This window comes from Zeaxanthinibacter sp. PT1 (assembly GCF_028464225.1).
Lineage (GTDB): Bacteria > Bacteroidota > Bacteroidia > Flavobacteriales > Flavobacteriaceae > Zeaxanthinibacter.
Genome location: NZ_JAQPCN010000001.1, coordinates 725747 through 738362 on the forward strand (window position 1 = coordinate 725747; position 12616 = coordinate 738362).

A 12616-nucleotide genomic window follows, 5' to 3' on the forward strand; every position below is an offset into this window, starting at 1 on the left:
AGAAAAATGTAAAGTACAAATATTCAATAGGATAGCCAAACTAATTCCTGGATCGTCTCCCGGATCGCAGGCGTATGACAAAGCCATCGGTAGCTCCTTTATGGTGGGTTCCTACCCAGTCCGGGCTTGCAGATTCGCCCACCAGCAGTATGTCTTTATTAGAAACCTCAACCGCACTAAATCCAAGGTCCATCCCCGACCCTCCATAAGAGCCTTTCCAGATCAGTTCGCCTTGTTGATTAGTTCTGATCACCCAGGCATCATTCTCCCCGTAATTCATATGCAGGTGTCCATCAGAACTATTAGAGTAACCGCTGATGATCAGGTCCCCGTTACTTCCCGTATTTATGCTTCTGGCAGTATCAAATCCAGTTCCCCCTATGCTTCGCTCCCACAACAGGCTGCCATTGTCATCTATTTTTATAATCCATACATCAGATTCACCATAGTTCACACTCACATCACCATCGCCATTAATGCTGTTCCCTACGATGACATAGCCTCCATCTTCAGTGGCCGCGATATCATAAGATATTTCAATCCCACTTCCGCCATAAGATCGTTCCCACAACAGCTCTCCTATATCACTGATCTTCAGAACCCAGAAATCATAACTGCCTTTACTTCCGGAAACATCAAAATCGTCGCTCTCCGAAAAGCCCGTTATTACAAAACCTCCATCCCGGGCTTTAGCCACTGCATGTGCGCGGTCGTTATTGCTGCCTCCAAAATACCTACGCCACTGAAGCTGACCATCCGGCCCTAATTTGGTAGCCCAGAACTCTCCAACCCCGTGGCGGGTAAGGAAAGGCGCTTTTCCGTCGTTGCCCTGGCCATTGGCTGCAGTTACATCGAGAAATCCCACAAAGAAAAATCCCCCATCGTCAGTCTGCACAAGGTCATAGGCGTGATCGTGACCGACATAGCCAAAACTTTTTTGCCATTCCACGTTTCCTGATTCATCCAGTTTCAGGATCCAGTTATCGTGAAATCCTTCATTATTGCTCGCATCACCATCGTCGCTCATGGCATAGCCTATCACGGCATAACCGCCGTCTTTGGTCTGTACCAGTGATTGCCCAAGGTCTTCCTTGGTACCACCGTAAGAGCGACTCCAGCTGACCGTCCCGGAAGCATCTGCTTTCATCAGCCAGAAATCCGTTGCTTCTGTCACCTTCCCGCTCAATTCGCCATCTGTACTCCGGGAATAACCAAGGGCTGCAAATCCCCCATCAGTGGTACTGATAACCGCATGAAAGCCATCTTCGGCAGAACCACCATATAGCTGCATCCAATCAGTCCCACCACTGAATACCGAAACCTTCCTTTCGGCCACTTCATCATCTGCAGGCAGAAGATCAGCACTGCATCCATACAGCAGCAGTAGCCATCCTAAAATAAATTTTTTCATCATTAGAATAAGGTAAACCTAAGAACCCGCACAGGGTTTATAGGGATTTTTTCACAACAAACAGGCCGGAATCAATATCCCCAAGCAGCAGCTTCCCACTTTCAAAATAAGGGTAAACGCTCCACAAACCATTAAAAACAGTACTGTTAGTGGCTGGGTAGGTGTCAAAATATCCCAGCTCGGATATGTCCGAGTTGCCAATGCCGGAAATATCGAGTACACGCAAACCCGCGGTATAATTAGCCAGGTAATAACGATCTCCGAGAACATAGCCATTATGATCGATCGCCGGACTAGGCCCGGTATAGCTCATATGCAGGGAAGGCTGGTCCAGGTCAGTAAAATCGAACACAAGGGTCCTTGAATCAAAACCAAAATTCACCTCGTCTAATTCATCTCCCAGGATAAAGAATTTCTGATCCTCAGTAAACCATCCCTGGTGCGTATACGCTGTATTTGGATAGGCTAATGTAGATAAGGTAACAGGGTTTGCTGTATCCGTAACATCAGCGATCACCAGGCGGTCCTCGTTCGCACCGATCAGTATTTCTCGCCCCTGGTAATCCGGATCTGGCCCTGAATAGCTCACTACCTGTACATCGTGCATATACCCTTGTTCCCCGTAACCCCCTGCCAATTGTGGATTTAACGGGTCCGATATATCGATAAAATGAACTCCCCCACTGTAGATGTCGTTCCTCGCAGTCCCAACTGCGTACGCCATTTCAAGACCGGGGACTATGGCAATATTATGAGCATTACCAAAACCAGTATATCGCGCATCTGCCGTGAAAGTGACAGGAGGGTTATCCACATCGCGTAATTTGGTGAGGTCAAATACCTGCATACCGTGATTCTCTGCTTCAGAGACTATAAAGACGTAATTATCATGGACTTTTAAATCACGCCAGGTACTCGCCTGAGTAGCCGTGGGCAGCTTCCCCAGGTAAACCAGTTGCTCCTCGTCCGTAATATCGACAAAAGCCGTCCCATTATCCACTCCTACTAAGGCATACTCCCTTGTTGTGACAGGGTCTGTCCAACCCCAAATATCGTTACCGGCAGTCGCACCCATATCCTGCAGGGTTACCCTCCCTATGAGATCGTAATCGTTACAGGGATAGGTCCCGGCAAAACCATCTTCACATGGGGTATAGCTTACCGGGTCTTTCACAACCTCATTTCCGTCCCCATCCGGGTCCGGGGTGGGATCATTTAAGGAGTCGGTTTTAGAACAAGAGAAAGCAAGAATAAAAAGCAGGAAAAATTTAAGGCTGTACTTCATAGCAGGGAAACCCAATTAAAGCAGGGTTTATCGCAATAAAGATAAGATATATATGATATCCTCCTTATTTTTGCAGCATGTTAGAAGATAAGAATCAAGAGAAAACTCCATTAGAGTCCATGGGCGAATTTGGCCTGATCGACCACTTGACCAAAGGGTTTAAACCGTCACAGGAATCCACCATAAAAGGAATCGGGGACGATGCTGCAGTACTGGATTTTAAAGATCACAGGACGGTAATAAGTACCGACTTACTGGTAGAAGGCGTGCATTTTAACCTCGCCTATATGCCTTTAAAACACCTTGGGTATAAAAGTATCATGGTCAATCTTTCAGATATCTATGCTATGAATGCAGAAGCTACCCAGGTTACTGTATCCATCGCCGTATCTAATCGATTCCCGTTAGAAGCACTGGAAGAGTTTTACGAGGGTGTAGCCATGGCGGCAAAGCTTTACGATGTTGACGTGGTGGGTGGCGATACCACTTCTTCTACCAAGGGAATGCTGATCAGCGTAACGGCCATTGGAAAGGTGAAGGAAGATGGGATAGTTTATCGCAGTGGTGCCAAAGAGCACGACCTCCTCGTGGTTACGGGAGACCTCGGTGGCGCATACCTTGGATTGCAGGTGCTGGAACGGGAAAACGAAGTTTTTAAAGTAAACCCTAACCACCAGCCCGATCTTGAGCCCTACAGCTATGTTGTTGAAAGGCAATTAAAACCGGAAGCACGCAAGGATATCATAGGGCTATTGAAAGAACTGGATGTAAAACCTACTTCGATGATCGACATCAGCGACGGACTCTCCTCGGAGATCCTTCATCTTTGCAAAGAAAGTGGGGTAGGTTGTCATGTATATGAAGACAAAATTCCCCTGGATCCTACGGTCATCTCTGCCTGTGAGGAATTTGGCCTGGACAGTACCTTAGTGGCGATGAGCGGAGGGGAGGATTATGAATTACTATTCACCATTGACCAAAAAGAATTCCCGAAAATCAAGGGCAATCCGAACCTGACTGTCGTGGGGCATATGACGGCCGATAAGGAAAATGCTTACTTGATCTCCAGGAATGATGCTCAAATTCCAATCACCGCACAGGGTTGGAACACGTTTGCCAAAACATAAGCAGGGTCGCTATTAAGCGATCCGGTGTCTTTTCTGATACAGGTTCTCCAATGTTCTGTTGATATCCTGTAATTCTGGTGTCAAAGTAGAAAGGTTACCACTTACGTCTGTGGTTACTTCTTTGTTACAATGAACGCACTTGTACTCTTTGATGTGGGAAGTTACCTTCTTGGAAACCGTGTAGTGGTGACCGAAGATGTTGCAGAATACTTTTTTCATAAGGAAGGTTTTTAGGTATGCAATGGTAGATTTGGGGACTGCCGATTACAATAGTTGAACATAATAGTTTTGTCGAATAATAGTAAGTTTTAGTCTACTTATCAATTAACGAACAGAATTACCGGATTATTGAGTCATCTGGCTGATTTTTAGATTTTTTCGATGAATCGCATTATTAATAATAAAATAAGACGGCTATACGCTGTGTTAATGAACTCCTGAAATCCACTTTTTCATTAACTTCCGCCCTTATTTATTCTCATGAGATTCACAAAGGAAACTTTGGTCACCGCTTTTGCATTATTCTCCTTATTCTTCGGTGCGGGAAACCTCATCCTGCCACCCCAGTTAGGGTTTTTGTCCGGGGAAGGATGGTGGCTCGTCGCTTTGGGCTTCTGCCTTTCTGCTGTTTGCATTCCCGTACTGGGCATTCTTGCCCACGCCCGTATTCAGGGCGGTCTTTTTGAATTTGCCAGCAAGGTGTCCCCACTCTTCAGCCTGGTATATTGTATCCTGATCTACACCATATCCGTGGCCTTGCCATCACCGAGGACCGCTGCCGTAACCCATGAAATGGCTATTGAACCTCTTTTTGGCAGTTCACCCTTATTCACCAGCGTGTGCTATTTTACTTTAGTTTTCGTCTTCGTGATCAACCGATCCAGGTTATTGGACCTGATCGGTAAATGGCTGACGCCGGCCATTTTACTCATTCTTCTTCTGGTCATCGGGATAAGTATATACGATTTTCCATTAAATTTTGGCAGCACGGGTTTCAATAGTCCGTTTTCTCACGGTGTATTGGAGGGATACCAGACTTTTGACGCTATCGGGGCAGTCGTTGTCGGGGGTGTGATCATCGTTTCGATTAACCTGCAGAAAAAAGATAGAACCTACGAACTGAAAAAACAACTTATCGGCAGGGCCGGGTTCCTGGCCGGCCTAGGCCTGTTGAGCATTTATACGGGTTTGATTCTTAGCGGGGCACTCCTGCATGAATCTTTCCCTGCAGACATTAGCAGGACAGCATTGCTCACGGGTATCAGCCAGGTAACCTTAGGAAAAACAGCCAATATATTCCTCAGCCTGCTCGTAAGCCTGGCGTGTTTCACCACGGCAGTTGGCATTGTTACCGGCGCCTCTGATTTTGTACGATCGCGCTTTCCAAATCAACCTAAGTCGTATCTCTATACAGCCCTTACAGCTTGTTTGCTGGGCATACTGGTAGGACAGCTCAATGTTGGGATCATTATAGACCTGGCATTGCCTGCCCTGATGTTTATCTACCCGGTGACCATTGTACTCATTTTACTCAATGTCTTACCGGAGCGATTTGCTTCTCCTTTGGTTTTTCGATCTGTGATCATCACCACTATTCTTTTCAGTACTCCCGACTTCATCAACAGCCTGGGATTTATTGGTCTCAGCGAGCGGTCTGCGAATTGGATTCCTTTAAGCGGGTATAGCCTGGGATGGGTTTTACCGTCTTTCCTAGTCTTCCTGGGAGGCAACCTGTTTAGTCGAAAAAATGATTGGAAAAAGCAAGGGGGTTAAATAACCCCCCCTCCCCTTGATCGTAAGATAGCCGGATTGCCTGCAGTAAGCTTGCAGCTGCAGCGTTTTATAAATACGATACAAAAAGAAAGGAGCAAAACCTTATATCAGATCCTGCTCCTTAATAAATTAAATCTCTATAGTAAGAGAATCCTTTTACTTGTTCATGATCTCTTCAATCTCTTCTGCCTCTATAGGTATATCTCTCATCAGGTTAAAGGGCTCACCCTGCTCCTGTACAACAACATCGTCTTCAAGGCGTATTCCAAACCCTTCCTCAGGGATATAGATTCCCGGCTCCACAGTGAATACCATATTGGCATTCATCGGTGTTTTTAACGGGCCGTAATCATGGGTGTCTAAACCAATATGATGGCTGGTGCCATGCATAAAATACTTCTTGTAGGCAGGCCAGTTTTTATCTTCATTCTGTACGTCTGCCTTATCCAGCAACTTCAGCCCCAATAATTCTGACGTCATCAGTTTTCCGACTTCCTTGTGATACTCGGCCCAAAGGGTACCTGGCACTAACATTTTGGTAGCATCATTCTTCACCCGCAGAACAGCGTCATAAACCTCGCGCTGCCTCTTGGTAAATCTTCCGTTCACCGGGAATGTCCTGGACAAGTCACTGGCGTAATTGGCGTAGGTGGCCCCCACATCCATCAGGATGAGATCCCCATCCTGGCACTGGTTCTTGTTCTCTACATAATGAAGCACGTTAGCATTATTTCCCGAAGCGATAATGGGAGTATATGCGAAGCCCCTGGAACGGTTAGACAGGAATTCGTGCATCAATTCTGCTTCTATCTCGTATTCCCAAACTCCAGGCTTCAGGAATTTCAATACCCGCCGTATCCCTTTTTCAGTGATATTGCAGGCCTGCTGCATAATCTCCAACTCTTCCGGCTCTTTGGTTCCCCTGATTTCCTGCAGGATAGGATTGCTCCTCCCCCAGCTGTGCGCAGGAAAGTCTTCTTTTACTTTAGCGATAAAGCGATCTTCCCTGGTCTGAGTCTCCACGGACTGGCGATAGTGCTCGTTGGTATTGAAATAGATCAGTTCCGCTTCGGTCATCAGGTCATAAAAGACCTTATCAAACTCTTTAAGCCAGTACACCGTTTCTATCCCGGAAACCTCGGTTGCTTTTTCCTTGGTTAATTTTTCTCCTTCCCAAACCGCTATATGATCATTGGTTTCTCTTACAAATAAGATCTCACGGTGTTTCTTTTCAATGGCATCGGGGAAAAGTAATAGTTTGGTCTCCTCCTGGTCTGCACCGCTTAGGTAAAAAATATCGCGTTGTTGCTGAAAAGGCATGGTGCTGTCTGCGCCAATTGGGTATATATCGTTCGAATTAAAAACGGCTAGGCTTTTAGGACGCATGCGGTCCATGAATTTTTTCCTGTTCTTAATAAATAGTGAATTCGGTATCTGTGCGTATCTCATGTACTTAAGTGGATTTTGCCAAAAATAGCTATTCGTCCCAAGTCCGCAAAACCCGGGAGATCATTTCCACGAACCTTCACAGCCGTCTCCGGGATCTATAAAGTCTTTTTGATTTTAGCATTCTTTTCCACGAAGCATACGATCTCCTTAGCGATATTCTTACTCGTCGCTGCCTCCAATGCTTCCAGGCCCGGGGATGCATTAACCTCTAATAACAAGGGCCCATTGTGAGAACGAACCATGTCTACCCCGGCAATACCCAGCCCCAGGTGTTTTACCGCTTTCAGAGCCATATGTGATTCCTGGGCGGTAGGGATGATGGCTTCTGCAGAACCTCCGCGATGCATGTTGGAACGAAAATCCCCGACCGCACTAAACCGTTTCATACTCCCTACTACTTTTTGCCCGACGACAAACAAACGCAGGTCTTCGCCATTAGACTCCTCGATATATTTCTGTATTAAAATATCGGTATCCAGGTGGTTCAGGGTATCGACAATAGATCTTGCCGAACGTGTTGTCTCTGCCAGGATTACTCCTATTCCCTGGGTACCTTCCTGCAACTTGATGATCACCGGCGGTCCTCCTAACAAATCTATCTGTTCTTCTAAGGTCGAAGGATTAACAGTGATAAGGGTAGGGACAATAGGGATCTTCTTGCGTGACAGCAGCTGTAACGTCTTCACCTTATTCCTGGCCCGGGTGATACCTCCTGAACTTGCCGAAGAAAAAATACCATTCAGTTCAAATTGCTTGACTACCATGGCACCGTGAGCGGTTACCTTGGTACCTATCCTTGGAATGATGGCATCAAAAGAGTGGGTGATCTCATCCTTATCCAGGAAAATCCTGGGAGCTCCGTTCCCGAGTTGTACTGAACAGCGCATGTGATCTATCAACTCTATATAATGATCCCTACGCTGCGCTTCTTCCGCGATGCGATGCGTGGAATATACATTCCGACTGACTGATAATAGTCCTATATCCATGAGAAATCCAAAGGCAGTTTGTCTCCCTAATATCCGATAAATAAATCACAGTCAGCACTTTAAAACTCCAAATTCCATATCTTAGGATACAGCCGCAAGATATTTGTTTAATTTTTTTACATTTTTATTAAACGCATTATCTTTGCAATGCTATATTATACTGGTTCTAAATACGCCGCCACGAACTGCAAAGTTTGTTAATAATAGGCCAGTAACCTATTTTTGTAAAAACTATCTAAACGAATGAGTGCATTAATCTCCTCTTCCATTGCCAGAAAAGTGGTAATGGCACTTTCCGGTCTTTTTTTAGTCCTCTTTTTAGCGCAGCACTTTACCATTAACCTTACGTCTGTAATTGCACCCGACACTTTTAACGAGTGGTCGCATTTTATGGGGTATAACCCATTGGTACAGTATATTCTTCAACCCATCCTGGTCGCGGGAATCATTATACATTTCGTAATGGGGATCGCCCTGGAGATCCAGAACAACCGATCGAGGAAGATCGGTTATGTGCGATATAATGGTAGCGCCAACGCTCCCTGGACATCGCGGAACATGATCGTTACCGGCTTAGTTGTACTCGCTTTCCTTGGATTGCACATGTACGATTTCTGGGTGCACGAGATGGCCTACAAATACCTGGAAAGCAATCCCGAAGACCCAACACGCTATTACGCGGAAACCGTTGAAAAATTTGAACCTATCTGGCGAACCGTAATTTATGTTATCGCCTTTGTGCTTCTTGCAATGCACCTCTGGCACGGCTTTTCTTCTTCTTTCCAATCTATGGGATGGAATAACAAGTACAGCGCCGGACTTCAGACTTTTACCAAAATATACGCGATAGCGATCCCTGCCGGGTTCATATTTATCGCACTTTATCATCACTTTAACCCTATAACTCATTAAGTATGGGCATCCTCGATTCTAAAGTTCCATTAGGGCCGCTGGCCGATAAATGGACCAAACATAAGAACGAAATCAACCTGGTAAACCCTGCCAACAAACGTAATATTGACGTCATCGTGGTCGGTACCGGTCTTGCCGGAGGTTCAGCTGCAGCTACCCTTGCAGAACTCGGTTATAACGTAAAAACATTCTGCTATCAGGATTCACCCAGGCGTGCACACTCTATCGCAGCCCAGGGGGGAATCAATGCAGCAAAGAACTATCAAGGAGACGGGGATTCTAATTACCGTTTATTTTACGACACTATAAAAGGAGGAGACTACCGCTCCAGGGAAGGAAACGTTTATCGTCTCGCCGAAGTGTCCTCAAATATCATTGACCAATGTGTCGCACAGGGAGTTCCCTTTGCAAGGGAATACGGGGGCTTACTGGATAACCGTTCCTTTGGAGGGGTTCTGGTATCCCGTACTTTTTATGCCAAGGGACAAACAGGACAACAACTCTTACTCGGGGCATATGCCGCGATGAACCGCCAGATCAACCGCGGGAAGATCAAGGCATACAACCGGCATGAAATGCTGGACCTTGTTCTCGTAGACGGTAAAGCCCGTGGGATTATTGCCCGCGACTTAGTAAGCGGCGAGATTCAGAGGCACTCGGCTCATGCCGTAGTACTGGCCAGTGGAGGATATGGCAATGTATTCTTCTTGTCGACCAATGCCATGGGAAGTAACGTCATGGCTGCATGGCGGGCACACAGAAGGGGAGCCTTCTTTGCCAACCCTTGTTTTACACAGATACACCCTACCTGTATCCCTGTATCGGGAGATCATCAATCCAAGTTGACACTGATGTCAGAATCGCTCAGGAATGACGGGCGAATCTGGGTACCGGCTAAAATGGAAGATGCCGTTGCGATCAGGGAAGGCAAGTTAAAGCCAACGCAGATAAAAGAAGAAGACAGGGATTATTACCTGGAACGCCGTTACCCGGCATTCGGTAACCTGGTCCCCAGGGATGTTGCTTCAAGGGCAGCCAAAGAACGATGCGATGCCGGTTTTGGAGTGAACAAAACAGGTGAAGCGGTTTACCTGGATTTCTCGGCAGCTATCATGAGGTATGGTAAAGAAAAAGCGCTAACCTCTGGAATTAAGGATCCTTCTGATGACACGGTAAGAAAGCTGGGGGAAGAAGTTGTTGAAGCTAAATACGGGAACCTTTTCCAGATGTATGAAAAGATCGTGGACGAAAATCCCTATAAAACCCCGATGATGATCTATCCGGCGGTTCACTATACCATGGGTGGACTTTGGGTTGATTACAACCTGCAAACTACCATCCCGGGATGTTACGCCGCAGGGGAAGCTAATTTCAGCGATCACGGTGCCAACAGGCTGGGAGCTTCTGCATTGATGCAGGGACTTGCAGATGGTTACTTTGTATTGCCGTACACCATTGGCGATTATCTTTCTGATGATATTCGTACCGGGCCCATCTCAACCGAAAGCCCGGAATTTGAGCACGCGGAAAAAGAAGTTCGCGAGCGCATTGAAAAATTGATGTCCGGAAAAGGAAAGAATTCGGTCGACTACTACCACAAAAAACTTGGAAAGATCATGTGGAACAAGTGTGGGATGGCGAGAAATGCTGAAGGCCTTCAGGAGGCGATCAAAGAAATCTCCGAGCTGAGAAAAGACTTCTGGGAGAACGTCAAAGTACCCGGCGAATCAAAATCGATGAACCAGGAACTGGAGAAAGCCGGGCGAGTTGCCGATTTCCTGGAGCTAGGTGAACTTTTTGCGAAAGACGCCCTTCACAGGCAAGAATCCTGTGGTGGACATTTCCGGGAAGAGTACCAGACTCCTGAAGGTGAAGCCCTGCGTGATGATGAGAACTTCAAATATGTCGCGGCCTGGGAATATAAAGGAGAGCCTAAGGACGCTGAGCTGCATAAGGAAGAGCTCGTCTATGAAAACATAGAGCTGAAAACCAGAAGTTATAAATAAAAATACCCGGCCCTGTGATGTGATTTACAGGATCGATTAAATAGCAGTACTAAAGAAAATAGTATGAATCTCAATTTAAAAGTTTGGCGTCAGAATGATGCCCACGCAAAGGGGAAGATGGTAGACTACTCTATCAGTGGTATTGACGGGGACATGTCTTTCCTGGAAATGCTGGATATCCTGAACGAGAACCTCATCAACGAAGGGAAAGAGCCGGTAGAGTTTGATCACGACTGCCGGGAGGGAATCTGTGGCAGCTGTTCCCTGCAGATCAACGGGGAGCCCCACGGACCGGATAAGTTTATAACGACTTGCCAGCTGCATATGCGTAAGTTTAAGGATGGTGATACCATCGTTATTGAACCGTTCAGAGCTACTGCGTTCCCGGTAATCAAAGATCTTGTAGTAGATCGCAGCTCGTTTGATCGTATACAACAGGCAGGAGGTTATATCTCCGTAAATACCTCGGGAAACACCGTGGATGCCAACGCCATCCCTGTGCAGAAAGAAGCGGCAGATACGGCAATGGATGCTGCAACTTGTATTGGATGTGGTGCTTGCGTAGCCGCCTGTAAGAATGCTAGTGCCATGTTATTTACTTCAGCAAAAGTTTCGCAGTTCGCCTTGCTACCTCAAGGGCAGGTTGAAGCCACGGAGCGTGTAAAGAATATGGTGAGACAAATGGATCTTGAAGGATTCGGTAACTGTACCAATACCGGGGCATGTGAAGTTGAGTGCCCTAAAGGGATCTCTCTGGAAAATATCGCACGAATGAATCGCGAATATCTAAAGGCCAACCTTAAAGGCTAATCTTTTAATTTTTAGAATATTTTTAAAGCCATCTACACCCTTTACGGGATGCAGATGGCTTTCTTATTTTGACTCTCTCCGGGCACTCCGGGGCATCTATAGACCAATGTGATCCCCTCCGCTTCCTATATTTAACACTTGTTAGAAATCTTATTAAACTTTTAACCTTAAGCGGCTATATTTTAAAAGGGTCTTAACGGACTTTCCCCTTACTGCAATGTATATTCATAATGAAATTATTTACTAATCATTACAGACACATATAACATGAAAAAGATAGCAATATTAGCCACTAACGGATTTGAAGAAATTGAGCTTACCTCTCCTTTGCAGGCCATGAAGAACGAAGGCTTCGAGGTAGACATCGTAAGTGAAGAATCCGGACATATAAAAGGATGGAATGACGGCGATTGGTCTAATTCCTATTCGGTTGATAAAACTTTGGACCAGGTTAAGGCATCAGATTATAATGCATTAATGTTGCCTGGCGGGGTAATTAACCCGGATAAATTGAGAAGGAACGATCAAGCCCTTGAATTTGTACGGGATTTCTTTAAGCAAGAAAAACCTGTAGCCGCGATATGCCACGCGCCTCAAATACTGATCAGTGCAGGGGTAGTTGAAGGTCGTAAAATGACTTCCTTTAATTCTATCAAAGATGACCTGGTAAACGCCGGAGCAAATTGGGTAGATGAAGAGGTTGTAGTAGATCAAGGCTTTGTAACCAGCAGGAATCCTGATGATCTCCCTGCATTTAATGCCAAGTTGGTCGAAGAGATCAAAGAAGGGAAGCACGAAGAACAACACGCCTAATCACAGGCCCTCAATCCATAAGAACCCGTTGTCTTGCAACG

At 46.0% G+C, this 12616-nt stretch carries 11 protein-coding genes; 6 read left to right on the forward strand and 5 right to left on the reverse strand.

Translation table 11 applies throughout. The features are described from left to right. Positions 1-40: 40 nt before the first annotated feature. Together PP178_RS03160 and PP178_RS03165 are read right to left on the reverse strand one after the other, a co-directional pair. Complete coding sequence (locus PP178_RS03160; RefSeq protein ID WP_272592857.1) at positions 41-1414, reverse strand: hypothetical protein; 1374 nt, start codon at positions 1412-1414, stop codon at positions 41-43. 34 nt (positions 1415-1448) lie between these two features. Then, positions 1449-2696: a choice-of-anchor B family protein gene (locus PP178_RS03165; RefSeq protein ID WP_272592858.1), complete on the reverse strand. Its 1248-nt coding sequence runs from the start codon at positions 2694-2696 to the stop codon at positions 1449-1451. Positions 2697-2773: 77 nt separating this feature from the next. Between PP178_RS03165 and thiL the strand changes: the two genes are divergently transcribed. Beyond that, complete coding sequence (gene thiL / locus PP178_RS03170) at positions 2774-3823, forward strand: thiamine-phosphate kinase (RefSeq protein ID WP_272592859.1); 1050 nt, start codon at positions 2774-2776, stop codon at positions 3821-3823. A gap of 12 nt (positions 3824-3835) precedes the next feature. On the opposite strand, the gene PP178_RS03175 is transcribed toward thiL, so the two are convergent. Next, a complete protein-coding gene (locus PP178_RS03175) occupies positions 3836-4042 on the reverse strand; it encodes a hypothetical protein (protein WP_272592860.1) in 207 nt (68 codons plus the stop codon). 261 nt (positions 4043-4303) lie between these two features. Here PP178_RS03175 and brnQ point away from each other — a divergent pair, with 261 nt between their 5' ends. After that, positions 4304-5596, forward strand: a complete 1293-nt coding sequence (brnQ, locus tag PP178_RS03180) for a branched-chain amino acid transport system II carrier protein (protein ID WP_272592861.1) — start codon at positions 4304-4306, stop codon at positions 5594-5596. Positions 5597-5752: 156 nt separating this feature from the next. Here brnQ and PP178_RS03185 read toward each other — a convergent pair whose 3' ends face one another. Next, positions 5753-7045, reverse strand: coding sequence for an aminopeptidase P family protein (locus PP178_RS03185; RefSeq protein WP_272592862.1), 1293 nt, complete (start codon positions 7043-7045; stop codon positions 5753-5755). 95 nt (positions 7046-7140) lie between these two features. Further along, a complete protein-coding gene (locus PP178_RS03190; RefSeq protein ID WP_272592863.1) occupies positions 7141-8034 on the reverse strand; it encodes a RimK family alpha-L-glutamate ligase in 894 nt (297 codons plus the stop codon). Between the two features lie 243 nt (positions 8035-8277). On the opposite strand from PP178_RS03190, the gene PP178_RS03195 reads away from it, so the two are divergent. From PP178_RS03195 to PP178_RS03210, 4 genes are all read left to right on the forward strand, one after another. Continuing rightward, positions 8278-8946 (forward strand): succinate dehydrogenase cytochrome b subunit, encoded by a 669-nt coding sequence (locus PP178_RS03195; protein WP_272592864.1) that lies wholly within the window; start codon positions 8278-8280, stop codon positions 8944-8946. 2 nt (positions 8947-8948) lie between these two features. Beyond that, entirely contained in the window at positions 8949-10952 is a 2004-nt protein-coding gene (locus tag PP178_RS03200; RefSeq protein WP_272592865.1) for a fumarate reductase/succinate dehydrogenase flavoprotein subunit, read from the forward strand. A gap of 63 nt (positions 10953-11015) precedes the next feature. Continuing rightward, a complete protein-coding gene (locus PP178_RS03205; RefSeq protein ID WP_272592866.1) occupies positions 11016-11762 on the forward strand; it encodes a succinate dehydrogenase/fumarate reductase iron-sulfur subunit in 747 nt (248 codons plus the stop codon). A 267-nt stretch (positions 11763-12029) separates the two neighbouring features. Continuing rightward, complete coding sequence (locus PP178_RS03210) at positions 12030-12575, forward strand: type 1 glutamine amidotransferase domain-containing protein (RefSeq protein ID WP_272592867.1); 546 nt, start codon at positions 12030-12032, stop codon at positions 12573-12575. Positions 12576-12616: the final 41 nt, after the last annotated feature.

What these genes read in the sequence shown, in the direction of transcription:
- PP178_RS03160 (WP_272592857.1), bottom strand. Translation starts at nt 1,414, where the DNA reads ATGATGAAAAAATTTATTTTAGGATGGCTACTGCTGCTGTATGGATGC.
- PP178_RS03165 (WP_272592858.1), bottom strand. Translation starts at nt 2,696, where the DNA reads ATGAAGTACAGCCTTAAATTTTTCCTGCTTTTTATTCTTGCTTTCTCT.
- thiL (WP_272592859.1), top strand. Translation starts at nt 2,774, where the DNA reads ATGTTAGAAGATAAGAATCAAGAGAAAACTCCATTAGAGTCCATGGGC.
- PP178_RS03175 (WP_272592860.1), bottom strand. Translation starts at nt 4,042, where the DNA reads ATGAAAAAAGTATTCTGCAACATCTTCGGTCACCACTACACGGTTTCC.
- brnQ (WP_272592861.1), top strand. Translation starts at nt 4,304, where the DNA reads ATGAGATTCACAAAGGAAACTTTGGTCACCGCTTTTGCATTATTCTCC.
- PP178_RS03185 (WP_272592862.1), bottom strand. Translation starts at nt 7,045, where the DNA reads ATGAGATACGCACAGATACCGAATTCACTATTTATTAAGAACAGGAAA.
- PP178_RS03190 (WP_272592863.1), bottom strand. Translation starts at nt 8,034, where the DNA reads ATGGATATAGGACTATTATCAGTCAGTCGGAATGTATATTCCACGCAT.
- PP178_RS03195 (WP_272592864.1), top strand. Translation starts at nt 8,278, where the DNA reads ATGAGTGCATTAATCTCCTCTTCCATTGCCAGAAAAGTGGTAATGGCA.
- PP178_RS03200 (WP_272592865.1), top strand. Translation starts at nt 8,949, where the DNA reads ATGGGCATCCTCGATTCTAAAGTTCCATTAGGGCCGCTGGCCGATAAA.
- PP178_RS03205 (WP_272592866.1), top strand. Translation starts at nt 11,016, where the DNA reads ATGAATCTCAATTTAAAAGTTTGGCGTCAGAATGATGCCCACGCAAAG.
- PP178_RS03210 (WP_272592867.1), top strand. Translation starts at nt 12,030, where the DNA reads ATGAAAAAGATAGCAATATTAGCCACTAACGGATTTGAAGAAATTGAG.